13 protein-coding genes, 2 pseudogenes and 1 riboswitch are annotated in these 13863 nt (G+C 62.9%); of the genes and pseudogenes, 10 read left to right on the top strand and 5 right to left on the bottom strand.

Going from position 1 to position 13863, the window contains the following annotated elements; genetic code table 11:
• The first annotated feature begins 115 nt into the window (after positions 1-115).
• Together FJW04_RS15085 and FJW04_RS15080 are read left to right on the top strand one after the other, a co-directional pair.
• Positions 116-724 (top strand): TetR/AcrR family transcriptional regulator, encoded by a 609-nt coding sequence (locus tag FJW04_RS15085; protein WP_140715012.1) that lies wholly within the window; start codon positions 116-118, stop codon positions 722-724.
• 90 nt (positions 725-814) lie between these two features.
• The gene (locus tag FJW04_RS15080) at positions 815-1798 is read left to right on the top strand and encodes a hypothetical protein (protein ID WP_015318811.1); all 984 of its coding nucleotides are present in this window, start codon (positions 815-817) and stop codon (positions 1796-1798) included.
• Between the two features lie 116 nt (positions 1799-1914).
• On the opposite strand, the pseudogene bluB reads toward FJW04_RS15080, so the two are convergent.
• Positions 1915-2520: pseudogene (gene bluB / locus FJW04_RS30300) on the bottom strand (5,6-dimethylbenzimidazole synthase); the annotation flags it as partial.
• Positions 2521-2591: 71 nt separating this feature from the next.
• Positions 2592-2774, bottom strand: a riboswitch (cobalamin riboswitch).
• Between the two features lie 178 nt (positions 2775-2952).
• Between bluB and FJW04_RS15070 the strand changes: the two are divergent.
• The 6 genes from FJW04_RS15070 (at position 2953) to FJW04_RS15045 (ending at position 7907) form a co-directional block, all read left to right on the top strand.
• Positions 2953-3879 (top strand): histone deacetylase family protein, encoded by a 927-nt coding sequence (locus FJW04_RS15070; protein WP_140715008.1) that lies wholly within the window; start codon positions 2953-2955, stop codon positions 3877-3879.
• 3 nt (positions 3880-3882) lie between these two features.
• On the top strand, positions 3883-4134 hold the full coding sequence (locus tag FJW04_RS15065; RefSeq protein ID WP_015318808.1) for an exodeoxyribonuclease VII small subunit: 252 nt from the start codon (positions 3883-3885) through the stop codon (positions 4132-4134).
• 91 nt (positions 4135-4225) lie between these two features.
• Positions 4226-4492, top strand: coding sequence for a DUF2277 domain-containing protein (locus FJW04_RS15060; RefSeq protein ID WP_015318807.1), 267 nt, complete (start codon positions 4226-4228; stop codon positions 4490-4492).
• A gap of 39 nt (positions 4493-4531) precedes the next feature.
• Positions 4532-5452 (top strand): pirin family protein, encoded by a 921-nt coding sequence (locus tag FJW04_RS15055; protein ID WP_140715006.1) that lies wholly within the window; start codon positions 4532-4534, stop codon positions 5450-5452.
• 75 nt (positions 5453-5527) lie between these two features.
• On the top strand, positions 5528-7465 hold the full coding sequence (gene dxs, locus FJW04_RS15050) for a 1-deoxy-D-xylulose-5-phosphate synthase (RefSeq protein ID WP_015318805.1): 1938 nt from the start codon (positions 5528-5530) through the stop codon (positions 7463-7465).
• A gap of 148 nt (positions 7466-7613) precedes the next feature.
• Positions 7614-7907 (top strand): hypothetical protein, encoded by a 294-nt coding sequence (locus tag FJW04_RS15045; protein WP_015318804.1) that lies wholly within the window; start codon positions 7614-7616, stop codon positions 7905-7907.
• Here FJW04_RS15045 and FJW04_RS30295 read toward each other — a convergent pair.
• A pseudogene (locus FJW04_RS30295) lies at positions 7904-8304 on the bottom strand (GFA family protein). The gene FJW04_RS15045 and the pseudogene FJW04_RS30295 sit on opposite strands and share 4 nt — an antisense overlap.
• 174 nt (positions 8305-8478) lie before the next feature.
• Between FJW04_RS30295 and FJW04_RS15035 the strand changes: the two are divergent.
• Together FJW04_RS15035 and FJW04_RS15030 are read left to right on the top strand one after the other, a co-directional pair.
• Positions 8479-9243: a TlyA family RNA methyltransferase gene (locus FJW04_RS15035; RefSeq protein WP_140715004.1), complete on the top strand. Its 765-nt coding sequence runs from the start codon at positions 8479-8481 to the stop codon at positions 9241-9243.
• Entirely contained in the window at positions 9240-10484 is a 1245-nt protein-coding gene (locus FJW04_RS15030; RefSeq protein WP_140715002.1) for a class I SAM-dependent RNA methyltransferase, read from the top strand. Before FJW04_RS15035 ends, FJW04_RS15030 begins: the two co-directional genes overlap by 4 nt.
• A 222-nt stretch (positions 10485-10706) precedes the next feature.
• On the opposite strand, the gene FJW04_RS15025 is transcribed toward FJW04_RS15030, so the two are convergent.
• The 3 genes from FJW04_RS15025 to FJW04_RS15015 form a co-directional block, all read right to left on the bottom strand.
• Entirely contained in the window at positions 10707-11390 is a 684-nt protein-coding gene (locus tag FJW04_RS15025; protein WP_181172947.1) for a transglutaminase-like cysteine peptidase, read from the bottom strand.
• Between the two features lie 235 nt (positions 11391-11625).
• The gene (gene tldD, locus FJW04_RS15020) at positions 11626-13038 is read right to left on the bottom strand and encodes a metalloprotease TldD (RefSeq protein WP_140715000.1); all 1413 of its coding nucleotides are present in this window, start codon (positions 13036-13038) and stop codon (positions 11626-11628) included.
• A gap of 171 nt (positions 13039-13209) precedes the next feature.
• Positions 13210-13770 carry an invasion associated locus B family protein gene (locus FJW04_RS15015; RefSeq protein ID WP_015318798.1) on the bottom strand — a complete coding sequence of 187 codons (561 nt, stop codon included), beginning with the start codon at positions 13768-13770 and terminating at the stop codon, positions 13210-13212.
• Positions 13771-13863: the final 93 nt, after the last annotated feature.

The following is a 13863-nucleotide window of genomic DNA, read 5'->3' as shown; positions in this document are numbered from 1 at the left end:
TGTTCCTCGACAAGGGGCGATTCAACAATTACATACGAGACGTATAAGTGTTAAATAGAGCATACGTCGCGTATGTCAATTGGCATACGGAGCGTATGTAAGTAAGGCCGGAAGCATGCATCGACCGCGCAAGGAGATGATCGCCGAAACACGCGCCAAGCTGATCACCGCGGCACGCCAGGCTTTCGGTACCATCGGCTATGCCGAAGCGTCGATGGATGATTTCACCGCGTCGGCCGGGCTGACGCGCGGCGCCCTTTATCATCACTTCGGCGACAAGAGGGGACTGCTTGAGGCGGTTATCGCCGAAATCGACGCGGAAATGGCGGCCCGGGTGAATGAGGTCGCGTCGCGGGCGCCGACCCGCTGGCAGCATTTCGTCGACGAATGCACCACCTATATCGAAATGGCGCTGGAGCCGGAAATCCAGCGCATCATGTTCCGGGATGGTCCGGCTGTGCTGGGCGATCCGGCACTGTGGTCGAATGCCAATGCCTGCGTCGGTTCAATGACCGATCATCTGACAGCGCTGCAGCGGGAAGGGGTGGTCGTCCCCGGCGTCGACCCGGAGTCGGCAGCGCGGCTGATCAATGGGGCGAGCAGCCAGGCCGCGCAGCGCATCGCCAATTCGCAAGATCCCGAAACGACATCGAAGATGGTGGTGGCCGCGTTCAAGCAATTGCTCGAAGGCCTGCTGAAAAAGCCGGAAGCGCTTTCAAGATGAACCACCATGGCAGTCCCGCCACTGCCTGCAATTGACAATAGCCGGTTTGAGCGCATCCTCCGCAGCCATCTCTGAGGGGAGATTCGGGGCATGTGGGATTTCGATATCGGCAGGTCGGTGTCCATCATGATGCGGACCTGGCCTTTCATTGTCTTTCGCATGATCGTCTATTTCGGCATCACGCTGGCCTACATCGTGGCCACCGGCACCGGCGCCTCCGTCGGCTATGGCGTCGGCCATATTTCTACCGATCCCGACGGACCATTGTCTTTTGCGATGTGGGGTGGCGTGGTCGGTTTCGGCATCGTCTCGATCGCCGTCTACTGGATCCGCGAATACATCCTCTACGTCGTCAAGGCGGGCCATATCGCCGTCATGGTGCATCTGATCGACGGCAATGATATTCCCCACGGCCAGAACCAGATCGCCTACGCGAAAGAAGTCGTGACCGAGCGTTTTGCCGAGGCCAATATCCTTTTCGTCGTCGACCAATTGGTCAAGGGCGCCATACGCGCCATCACCGGCCTGCTCGGCGGCATCGCGGCCTTCCTGCCCATTCCTGGCCTGAGCGGCCTGGTTTCGTTCCTCAACACGGTGATTCGCCTGTCGCTGACCTATGTCGACGAGATCATTCTCGGCTACAACATCCGCATCAGTTCGTCCTCGCCGTTCGAAACCGCGCGCCAAGGCGTTGTGCTCTACGCCCAGAACGGCAAGACCATGGTCAAGAATGCCGTCTGGCTAGGGGTCATCATGTGGGGCGTGTCGTTCGTGATTTTCCTGCTGATGCTGGCTCCGGCAGCCGCTATTCTTTACGTCATGCCCGGGCAGCTCGCCGGCTGGGCTTTCGTGCTGGCAATCGTCTTTGCCTGGGCCTTCAAGGCGGCCTTCATTGAGCCGTTCGCCATTGCCTGCCTGATGCAGGTCTATTTCAAGACCATCGAGGGTCAGGTGCCCGATGCCGCCTGGGACGCCAGGCTGGCCGAAGCCTCGTCGAAGTTCAGGGAACTCAAGGACAAGGCGCTCTCCACTTTCGGCGGTTCGCGCTGGGGCACGGCCGGCGCGACGCGCTGATCGGCTAGGCTCGCGGGCGCACCGGCGGCGGTACAGAGCCACGCCACTGCTGATTTGAGCGGCGCTTCGCCTTGTCCGCGAAAAGTCTCGCTCATGATAAGCTCGGGCAACGGCAGCCGCCGGCCCCAGCCGTGTGTTTCGAGATCCGGCTTCGGTGCGAATTCGGAAACGCGGCCGACGCAGAGATAGGCGATCGGCGTCACTTGATCGGGAATGGCCAGCAAGCTTTTCAGCGCTTGCGCCTCGATGATGCTGACCCAGCCGACGCCGACGCCCTCGGCGCGTGCCGCCAGCCAGAAATTCTGCACCGCGCAGACCGTGCTGTAGAGATCCATCTCCGGATTGTGCCAGCGCCCCAGCGGCGAGCCTTTCGAGCGCTCGCGGTCGCAGGTGATGCAGATGTTGAGCGCGCTTTCGCAAATGCCTTCGAGCTTGAGCTTGCGGTAGAGCGCCTGCCGTTCTGCCTCGATTTCAGGCAGTTCCCGTTCTCGCGCGGCCAGGAACAGGTCGCGCACTTCCGCCCGCCGCGCGGCATCGCGAATGACGATGAAATTCCAAGGTTGCATGAAGCCGACCGATGGCGCGTGGTGGGCGGCAAGCAGCAGCCGCGCCAGCACCTCGTCGTCGATGGCCTCCGATGTAAAATGGCTGCGGACGTCGCGCCGCGTGAAGATGGCGCGGTAAACAGCGTCGCGCGCAATCTGGTCAAATCCATCGCCCATTGGAGTGGTCATAGCTTCCGGCATCGCTTGTCCCCTTGCGATTGCAACCGATGTCATCCGCCTGACCATGCGGATGACGATGCCTGCCAGGCCGGTCTTCTGGCTCGGGATCAACCCGCGTCCGGTGCCTTCCCGTCATCGACAGTGGCATTTACCGGCGCGGTCCCCCTCACAGCGTTGGGCACGCCACGGAGTTCAACCGTGTTCCCGATTCTCCCGCCAGGGCATTTGCAGCCAAGTGGAATCACTTGGCGTCGCAGAATGCGGCTAAAACAAACAGACCGGCAGGCACCAGGCAGTAGCGGCAGTCTTACTCCGAAGGGCCGGCGACGCCAATGCCCGCAGCGACATCAATGGACGCAGGTTCGATTTTCCCCAGCGATCAAGCCGCGACGCATGGCCATCACGGCGCCGGGGCACTAGATAGGGGGCATGGCCACCCGTCTCTACACGCACCCGATCTTTCTCGAACACATCACCCCGCCCGGTCACCCTGAGCGGCCCGACCGCCTGCGCGCCATCGAGCGCGTGCTCGACGACGAAGCTTTTGCCGCGCTTGACCGCGTCGAGGCACTGCAAGGCGACGAGGCGACCATCCTCTACGCGCATCCCGCCGATTTCGTCGCGCGTGTCCGCGCCGCCATCCCCGACGAAGGCATTGCCCGCATCGACGCCGACACCACCGCCAGCCCGAAAAGCTGGCAGGCGGTGATTACGGCGATCGGTGCCGCCAATGCCGCCGTCGACGACGTCTTTGCGGGCCGCGCCGACAACGTCTTCGTCGCCGCCCGCCCGCCCGGCCACCATGCCGAAAAGACCACGGCCATGGGCTTCTGCTTCTTCAACACGGCGGCAATCGCAGCGCGCCATGCGCAGAGGAAGCATGGCGCCGAGCGTGTCGCTGTCGTCGACTGGGACGTGCATCACGGCAACGGCACCCAGGATATTTTTTGGGACGATCCCTCGGTGCTCTATTGCTCGACGCACCAGATGCCGCTTTATCCCGGCACGGGCGCGAAGAGTGAGACCGGCGCCGGCAACATCGTCAATGCGCCGCTGGCGCCTCGGACGGGCAGCGAGGTGTTTCGCGATGCGTTCCTGTCGCGCGTGCTGCCGGCACTCGACAATTTCGCGCCGGATCTGATTATCGTTTCGGCCGGCTTCGACGCGCACCATCGCGACCCGCTGGCGGAAATCAATCTGACCGAAGACGATTTCGACTGGGCGACCGGCCAGCTGATGCAGCGCGCCGCAATCCACGGCGGCAACCGGCTCGTCAGCCTGCTCGAGGGCGGCTACGATCTGCAGGGATTGGCATTTTCGGTCGCCGCCCATGTCGGGCGACTGATGAAAGGATGAATGATGACCGGTGAGATCAACGAAGACGTCAAGGCGATGAGCTTTGAACAGGCACTCGACGCACTGGAGAAGATCGTCGATGATCTGGAGCGTGGCGACGTGCCGCTCGACCAGTCGATCCGGATTTACGAGCGGGGCGAGGCGCTGAAGGTCCATTGCGACCGGCTGCTGAAGGCCGCCGAGGACAAGGTCGAGAAGATCAGGCTGTCGCGCGACGGCAAGCCGGTTGGAACCGAGCCGCTCGACGCGGACTGAGGTCCGGAGCAGCCTACCGGTTTTTGGACACGATCATCATTGAGGATACAGTTCGTCCCGATTGAAACGGACAAGAGGAGATACGGAAGCGATGTGCAGAAACATCAAGACCCTGTTCAATTTTGATCCGCCGGCAACCAACGACGAAGTCCGCGACGCGGCACTGCAGTTTGTCCGCAAGCTGAGCGGCACAACGCGGCCTTCTGCCAAGAACCAGCATGCGTTCGATCATGCCGTCGAAGCCATCGCGGCATCCGCACGCGAATTGCTCGATTCCCTCGAAACCCACCAGCATCCGCGCAATCGCGAAGAGGTGGCGGCCAAATTAAAAGCAAAAGCGGCGATCCGGTTCGCCTGATATGCCCAAGCGCCCATTGACCGCTGACGAGGAGAGTTCATGAGCTTCTTCCCCGGCAAGGACCCTGAGGCCGGCGATGCCTTCGCCAGCGACCAGATCGAGTTGATGGTTATCCCCAACGCCAAGGACATTGGCGGTTTCGAGGTGCGTCGCGCCTTGCCGACAGCCAAGCGGCGCCTGGTCGGGCCGTTCATCTTCTTCGATCGAATGGGCCCCGCGATCATGCGTGCCGGCCAGGCGCTCGATGTTCGTCCGCACCCGCATATCGGCCTGTCGACCGTGACCTATCTGTTCGACGGCAAGATCAGGCATCGCGATTCGCTCGGCACCGAGATGGTCATCCAACCCGGCGACGTGAACCTGATGACGGCTGGTCGCGGCATCGTCCACTCCGAGCGCACGCCGCAGGAATTGCGCGGCGCGCCGATGTCGATCTCCGGCCTGCAGACCTGGTTGGCTCTGCCGGACGGCAAGGAAGAGGTGGCGCCGGTGTTCGAGAACACAGCGGCGCTGCGGCTTCCCGAAATCGACGCCGAAGGCGTCAGCGGCCGCGTCGTCATCGGTGATTTCCAGGGTTTGCGGTCTCCGGTGCGGGCCGATTCCGAGACACTCTATGCAGATTTGCGGCTGGCGCCCGGCGCCAGCGTCAAGATCCCGGCCGATGCCGAGGAGCGCGCCATCTACACGCTGGAGGGCGAGGTCTCGATTTCGGGTGATGTCTTTCCAGCGGAACGGCTGCTGGTGTTCCGGCCCGGCGACGAGATCGTCATATCGTCATCGACGGGTGCGCATTTCATGCTGTTCGGCGGCGCGTCTCTCGGTTCGAAGCGCTACATCTGGTGGAATTTCGTTTCCTCGTCCAAGGAGCGCATCGAGCAGGCCAAGCAGGAATGGAAGACCGGCCGCTTCGATATCGTTCCTGGCGATGAGAAAGAATTCATCCCGCTGCCGGAAGGCTGAGAAGATCGGTGAGGGGCTGACCGTCCGCGTCAGCGACACGCATTTACTTTCGCCGGCCGGCGGCCTATCCCGCCGATGAACAGAAAGTCTGGGCCCAACGTGAACGCAACGCCGCATACGCCGCTTCTCGATAGGGTTCGCGTCCCGGCCGACCTGCGCACGCTGGCCGAGAGCGACTTGCCGCAATTGGCATCAGAGCTTCGCCTCGAACTGATCGACGCGGTGTCGCGCACCGGCGGCCATCTCGGTGCCGGCCTTGGCGTGGTCGAACTGACCGTGGCGCTGCATTATGTCTTCAACACACCCGATGACCGGCTGATCTGGGATGTCGGCCACCAGGCCTATCCGCACAAGATACTGACCGGCCGTCGCGACCGCATCCGCACCTTGCGCCAGGAAGGCGGGTTGTCGGGCTTCACCCGCCGAGCCGAGAGCGAATATGACCCGTTCGGCGCCGCCCACTCCTCGACATCGATATCGGCCGGCCTCGGCATGGCCGCCGCCCGCGACCTCTCAGGCGGGCGCAACAATGTCATCTCCGTCATCGGCGACGGCGCCATGTCGGCCGGCATGGCTTATGAGGCGATGAACAATGCCGGCGCGCTCGATGCGCGCCTCATCGTCATCCTCAACGACAATGACATGTCGATCGCCCCGCCAACCGGCGCCATGAGCGCCTATCTGGCGCGTCTGGCTTCCGGCAAGGCCTATGTCGGCCTGCGCGACTTTGGCAAGAAGCTGACCTCCTATCTCGGCAAGCGGGCCGATCGAGCCATCACCCGCGCGGTCGAGCATGCGCGCGGTTACGTCACCGGCGGCACCTTGTTCGAGGAACTCGGCTTCTATCACATCGGCCCGATTGACGGTCACAATCTGGAGCATCTCATCCCGGTCCTGAAAAATGTCCGTGACAACGGCAAGGGTCCGGTGCTGATCCATGTCGTCACCCAGAAGGGCAAGGGCTACGCGCCGGCGGAAGCGGCCGCCGACAAGTATCATGGCGTCAACAAATTCGACGTCATCACCGGCGCACAGGCCAAGGCGCCGGCCAATGCACCGGCCTACACCAAGGTGTTTGCCGAAAGCCTGATCCAGGAGGGCCGCGAGGACGACCGCATCGTCGCCGTCACCGCCGCCATGCCGGGCGGCACCGGCCTCGACCTGTTCGGCGAGGTGTTTCCGTCAAGGACTTTCGACGTCGGCATTGCCGAGCAGCATGCGGTGACCTTCGCCGCCGGCCTGGCGACGGAAGGCTACAAGCCCTTCGCCGCGATCTATTCGACCTTCCTGCAGCGTGCCTACGATCAGGTCGTCCATGACGTCGCGATCCAGAAACTGCCGGTGCGTTTCCCCATCGATCGCGCCGGCTTTGTCGGCGCCGACGGTGCCACCCATTGCGGCGCGTTCGACACCACCTTCCTGGCAAGCCTGCCGGGCTTTGTCGTAATGGCCGCGGCCGACGAGGCGGAATTGCGTCACATGGTGCGCACCGCCGCCAGCTATGACGACGGGCCGATCGCCTTCCGCTATCCGCGCGGCAACGGCGTCGGCGTCGACATGCCCGAGCGCGGCTCTGTTCTGGAGATCGGCAAAGGCCGCGTCGTCCGGGAAGGCAGCAAGGTTGCCCTCCTGTCCTTCGGCACAAGGCTGCAGGATTGCCTCATCGCGGCCGAGGAACTCGGCGCGGCCGGGCTTTCCACCACGGTCGCCGATGCCCGTTTCGCCAAGCCGCTCGACCAGGATCTGATCCGGCGGCTGGCCCGCTCGCATGAGGTTCTGGTGACGGTGGAGGAGGGCGCAATTGGCGGCTTCGCCAGCCATGTGCTGCAATTCCTCGCCCATGAAGGACTGCTCGAAAGCGGCCTGAAGGTACGCCCGCTGGTGCTGCCGGATGACTTCACCGACCACGCCAAGCCAGAGAAGATGTATGCCGATGCTGGCCTCGACGTCGCCGGAATCGTGCGCACCGTATTCACCGCGCTCGGTCATACGGTCCGCGCCCAGCGCGCCTGAATCAAAACCTCAACAGCTTGAATCAGTTTGCCGGCTCGATTTTATAAGGCATTGTTAACGTTGCCGTTTGGCGTTTTGCTTACCCTGTCCCTTGGCCGTTTTTCAACGCCGCCCTGCTAGATCACAGCCAGGCAGGGAGACAACGAGAATGAAGACGCTTCTGTGCGGCGCGGCCTTCTTGGCGGTGATGGTCGTACCGGCTGCCGCCGAAACGCCCTACGACCGCAATCTCGAAAAGGCGGCGATAGGCATTGTCGCCGGCAAGATGGGCGATATCCGCGGCGGCTTTTCCTACAAGCAAATTCCGCAGCTTGTGGTGCCGCCGGATCCTTCGCCTGTATCACCTGTTGCGACCGGGCATGCGCGTGAGCAGGCTTCAGGCGGTCGAGACGACGGTTTGTCTCCAGCCATCGAGCGCCAGGCTCCGCGAACCATCTTCTAAAACCACATGTCGCGTACGCAGCGGCGTCGCGCGGCAGATCGTCGTACGTGTCGAGACCATCGAAATGGTCGATCGGCAGATCGGCGACGGCCTCGGGGGGCGCCAGCCGGACATTGACGGCCATGCGTCTTCGACCCGAGGCGCTGGCGCGCAGTCCGCGCCAGCCGAGCACGCAGGCGCAACGCGGGCAGAACAGGATCTCGAGCGACGGGTCTTCCTGTCCGGCGCGCGTATAGCTGCCCATTGGCCCCGAAACGCGAATGCGTTCGTCGACATAATCATAGGCCCAGAGCGTGCCATAGCGGCGGCAAAGCGTGCAGTTGCAGGCCGTCACCGGGCCGGGGTCGCCCTCCAGCGTCCAGTGGGCGGCGCCACAGTGGCAGGTTCCCGTCAGCATTCGTTCTCCTTCGAGTTGCGACAAACAGAGGGCTCTTCGTGACCAATATTCTGCCGGACCCGGCATGATGGGCGCAAGCCGCAGCCTGGTTCGATGCACCAGCCGCTCTCGTAGGATCACTTTGGTCCATCTAATGTCCTTGCCTTCACCGCGGGCTTTCGTCAGAGAAGGCCGATGAACTCGCCTCTGCCAGCCAGCACACGCCAGCGGCTCGACGACCTGCTCGTCCAGCGCGGGCTGTTTGCCAGCCGCTCGCGCGCCCGCGACGCGGTGGAGCGCGGCACGGTGACGGTCGACGGCGCCATAGCCCGCAAGCCCGGCCAGAACGTTTCGCCGCAATGCGTTGTCGCCATCGACGATCCGGCGCAAACCTATGTCTCGCGCGCCGCGCTCAAGCTGATCGCCGGGCTCGACCATTTCAGCCTCGACCCGGCCGGTCGCGAGGCCCTCGACATCGGCGCCTCGACCGGCGGTTTCACCCAGGTGCTGCTCGAACGCGGCGCGTCCCATGTCACGGCAATCGATGTCGGGCATGGCCAGATGCATCCTGATGTCGGTGGTGATCCGCGCGTGACCGTGATCGAGGGCCTGAACGCGCGCGATCTCACCGTTGCCGATCTTGCCGGCCGCAATCCGGATTTCATCGTTTCCGACGTCAGTTTCATCTCGGTGAAACTGGCGCTGCCGCCGGCACTCGCCATTGCCAATCCCGGCGCCGGTGCGATCTTTCTGGTCAAGCCGCAATTCGAGGCCGGTCGCGAGGCGATCGGCAAGGGCGGTTTGTTGAAGGATCCCTTCGATGCCGCCCGTGTCGCGGGCCTGCTGCAGGATTGGCTGGATGCCGTTCCCGGCTGGCGCTCGCTTGGCCTGCATCTGTCGCCGATCGAAGGTGGCGACGGCAATCGCGAATTCCTGCTCGGTGGGATCAAGGACCGATGAGCGTACGCTTCACAATACGAAAGCTCGGATCGCAGGGCGACGGCATCGCCGAAACCGAGAGCGGCGATCTGTTCATTCCCTTCACGCTGCCAGGCGAGATCGTCACCGCCGCGCGCGAGCGGGATCGCGCCACGCTGATGGCGGTGCTGGAAGCCTCTCCGCTGCGCGTCGAACCAGCCTGCCGCCATTTCACCGAATGCGGCGGCTGTGCCCTCCAGCATTTCGAGACCGAAGCCTATCGCCGATGGAAACGCGAAAAGGTGGTGCACGCATTGAAGGGCAAGGGCATCGAGTGCGAGATTGGCGAACTGGTCGCCTGCGCGCCGCAGTCGCGCCGCCGCGTCGTGCTTGCCGCCCGGCGCACGGACGCAGGCATGCTGCTCGGCTTCAATCGCCATCTGTCGCCCGAGATCATCTCCATATCCGAATGCCCGATCTCACTGCCCGAGATCGTCGCGGCACTCGGCCAGCTGAGGGCGCTGGCCGAATTGATATGCGCCACCACCAAATCGTTCCGGATGGCGGTCACCGTTACGGGTTCCGGCCTCGACATCGCGGTGCACGAGTCAGGCAAGCTCGGCGAACACCAGCGCCGTATCGCCTCCAACTTTGTCGTTGCGCAAGGCTTTGCCAGGCTGTCCATCGATGACGAGATCGTCATCGAACCAAGGAAGCCCGTGGTCATGTTCGGCAGTGTTGCGGTCGCCGTGCCGCCCGGCGCCTTTCTGCAGGCGACGGAGGCCGCCGAACGGACCATGGCCGAGATCGTCGGCGGACATCTGAAGCGTGCAAAAAAAATTGCCGATCTCTTTGCCGGTTGCGGCAGCTTTGCCTTGCGGCTGGCGGCGAAATCGGAAGTCCATGCGGTCGAAGGCGACGCGGCCGCGCTTTCGGCGCTCGACCGGGGATCACGTTTCGCGACCGGCCTCAAGCGGGTGACGGGCGAACGACGCGACCTGTTTCGCCGGCCACTGACCTTCAAGGAGTTGAACGCCTTCGACGGCCTTGTCTTCGATCCGCCGCGCGCCGGCGCCGAAGACCAGTCGAAGCAGATCGCCCGCTCGGATGTTCCATACGTTGCCGCGGTGTCCTGCAACCCGGTGACGCTGGCCCGCGACCTGCGCATTCTCATCGACGGCGGCTATACCTTGACCAGCGTGACGCCAATCGATCAGTTCCTGTGGTCGCCACATGTCGAGGCGGTCGCCTTGCTGGAAAAACCCAAGAAGAGGCGCGGCTGAGCACGTTTCGTTCAGACTACTGAGCCACAGAAAACCGCGCTTCCCAAGCGCTGCTGCGGGATCCTCCGGTTAAAGCGACTCCAGGAAGAATGGGTAGCGGTTTTCCGTCCGGAATTGCGTCGAAATGAAGAGAGAGCGGTTCAGCGATTCTATCAAACACCGAACCGCTCTAAAAAAGCCGCCGAAGGCCTGTAATGCCTGAACCGTACGGTCCAGGCAGGCTCAATCTACGAGCTTTGCAGCATTCGCGAAGGTTTTCGGCGTGCCGCCTCGCTGGTTGACCGACTGCCAGACATTCGGATTCTGCTGCGATTGACGTTTCAGGAAGTAGTAGCCGGTTGCATTCCAGGGCCTGATTTGGTCGACCATATTGTCGAGGACAAGATCGCCTTTATCGGTTTTCACCGTCAGGACGGTGTGGCCCTCATTGTTGAGATCGCGCACGACCGTCATCAACAGCGCTTGCCGGGGAAATCCAGCCTCTTGAAGGAGCTTGCGTTTGTAGAGGGCGTAGATCTTGCAATCGCCTTTGCCGTCAACCGGATAATCCCAATGGTCCGCCATCGTGCCCCAGTGATCGAAATTGCTGACGGGTTTGATGGCGCTGTTCGCCTTCTGATTTATCCGCTTGAGGATGCGGAAGGTCCGCGCTGTCAGCTTGACATTCGCGGCCGGCAGAGCCGGCACCTTGCACTCTTTTGGGCGGCGATGACAGAAATCGATCCAACCGTAGGGGACGCTGGTGCTTCCACCCACGGAGGCAGAGCGCGACCCATCCATGGAAGATTGGGTCGATCGCGACTTGAACAAAGTCGACTGGGCCGACGCCGGACTGGCTAGCAGCGATGCCGCACCAATCAACGAAACAAAGCCAAGCAGGAGAGCCAGGACGGGGGAGTGCCGCATTGCCAAAACCACCACCGCAACGAGGAACTGGTGCTGCGTTCGTGCGCGAGAGGCAGCCCAGGCAGTCAAAGACCTAATAATTTGTTAATGTGGATTGTGTCCACTTCAAGGTCCCGGCCGCCGAAAAGCCGGTCCCTGTCAGGCCGGCCCCTGTCAGGATGACAATGGGCATGGTGGAGGGCGCCTGCATCCGGAAACGTCACGGCGGGCGATGACACCGGAACGGCACCGAGTTTCAAACCCGCGTGCCGCCGACCGTCATCTGGTTCATCCTGAGATGCGGCTGGCCAACGCCGACGGGTACGCCCTGGCCGGCCTTGCCGCACATGCCGATGCCGTTGTCGAGCTTCATGTCGTTGCCGACCATCGAGACGCGGTGCATGGCATCAGGCCCGTTGCCGATCAGCATCGCGCCTTTGATCGGCTGCGTCACCTTGCCGTTCTCGATCATGTAGGCCTCGGTGCAGCCGAACACGAATTTGCCCGACGTGATGTCGACCTGGCCACCGCCGAAGGATACGGCGTAGATGCCGTTCTTGACGGAGGCGATGATTTCGTCCGGCTCCATGTCGCCTGAGGTCATGTAAGTGTTGGTCATGCGCGGCATCGGCTGGTGCGCATAGCCTTCTCGCCGGCCATTGCCGGTGGCTTTCATGCCCATCAGCCGGGCATTCTGCCGGTCCTGCATGTAGCCGACCAGTTTGCCGTCCTCGATCAAGACGTTGCGGGCCGAAGGCGTGCCTTCGTCGTCGACGGTGAGTGAGCCGCGCCGCTCTGGGATGGTACCGTCGTCGACGACCGTCACCCCCTTGGCGGCCACCTGCTGCCCCATCAGGCCGGCGAACGCCGACGTCTTCTTGCGGTTGAAATCGCCTTCAAGACCATGACCGACGGCTTCGTGCAGCATCACGCCCGGCCAGCCATTGGATAGCACGATGTCGAAAGTGCCTGCCGGGGCCGGGATTGCCTCCAGGTTGACCACCGCTTGCCGGAGTGCCTCGCTGGCGGCGTGCTTCCAACTATCCTCGATCAGGAATTCGCCGAATGCCTTGCGCCCGCCCATGCCATAGGAGCCGCTTTCCTGGCGGTCGCCGTCGCCGACGACGACCGAGACGTTGACGCGGACCATCGGCCTGATATCGCGCACTATCTGGCCGTCGGCACGAACGATCTCGATATGCTGCCAGGATGCGGCGATCGAGGCCGTTACCTGGCGCACGCGTGGATCCTCGGCGCGCAGCCAGGCGTCGATTTCTTGCAGCAGCTTCGCCTTGGCCTCGAAGGAAGGCGAGGGGATCGGGTTCTCGTCGCCGTAGAGATGGCGGTTGGTACGGGCGGGGGCTGCCGCAAGCGTGCCGGAATAGCCACCCTTGACGGTCGAGACGGCTTCGGCCGCGCGCAGCAGCGACGCCTCGGACAGGTCGCTGGAATGAGCGTAGCCGCTGGCCTCGCCGGCGACGGCCCGCAGGCCAAAGCCCTGGTCGGTGTTGAAATTGGCGGTCTTCAGCTTGCCATTGTCGAACATCAGCGCTTCGCTCTCGCTGTATTCGAGGAAAAGCTCGCCGTCGTCCACGCCCTTGATGGTGTCAGCGACGATCTGCTTGATGCGGTCGTCTGAAATGTCGAATTGGCCGATCAGGCTGTTCATGGCGCGTCCGTCCGTGGGATGTTTGCTTTCCCCCGATGTAGGCGTGAAGCCGCGCCCACACAATCGGCAATGACGAATTGGCGCCGACGAATGATTTCGTTCGCTAAACACAAGGCATGCGTCTGGGGTCGGCAAAAGCCGCGTCCAGGCTGGTACAGCGTGAAGCCGCGATCAGGGCAGAGCGGCGAAGCCTTCGGCGAAACCCTTGAGGTCGACGGGAATGCCGATACCCTCTTCCGGGGTCTGGAAAACGATGAATGTTGCCGACGTCCCGGTCTTCAGCGTGTCGAGCAGCGGCTTTTCGAGAATGACCTCGGCATAACAGCCGTCCTGGAAGCAGCGCACGAAATAGGCGCGGCCAATGTCCTTGCCGTCGACGTTGAGCCCGAGGCCGTTCGGCAACAGCACGCCGAGCGGCGCCAGCACGCGCAGGATCTCGGCCTTGTTGTCGGCGGTGCGCAGCACGACGACCGAAAGCCCCATCTCCGGACGATCCTCGGCGACGACGTTCTGCATCATCACGCATTGTTCCGAGGTGGCGCCGGCCGGCGTGTCGCAGATGATCGACCATGCGCCATGGGTCGAGCGCACCGTGCCGCTTGGCTGGGCAGCATTGGCGTTGCCGGCGATGGACAGACCGGCCGCGCACAGGACCGCGAGAAACAGGGCGTTTGCCAAGGTTCTCGAAAGGCCCAGTCGCGTATGCCTCAGTCTCGAAAGCCAAGAGTTCATGACGGCTCCATTGCGAATCACGGCACTTTAAGCCGCGCCAATGCCAAGTAAAGGACGAGACCGTGGCCGAACTGTCCCTAAAAAGGCAATGCG

It is taken from the genome of Mesorhizobium sp. B2-7-3 (assembly GCF_006440715.1).
GTDB classification, from domain to species: Bacteria; Pseudomonadota; Alphaproteobacteria; order Rhizobiales; family Rhizobiaceae; genus Mesorhizobium; species Mesorhizobium australicum.
This window is presented reverse-complemented; position numbering and strand designations above follow the sequence as displayed.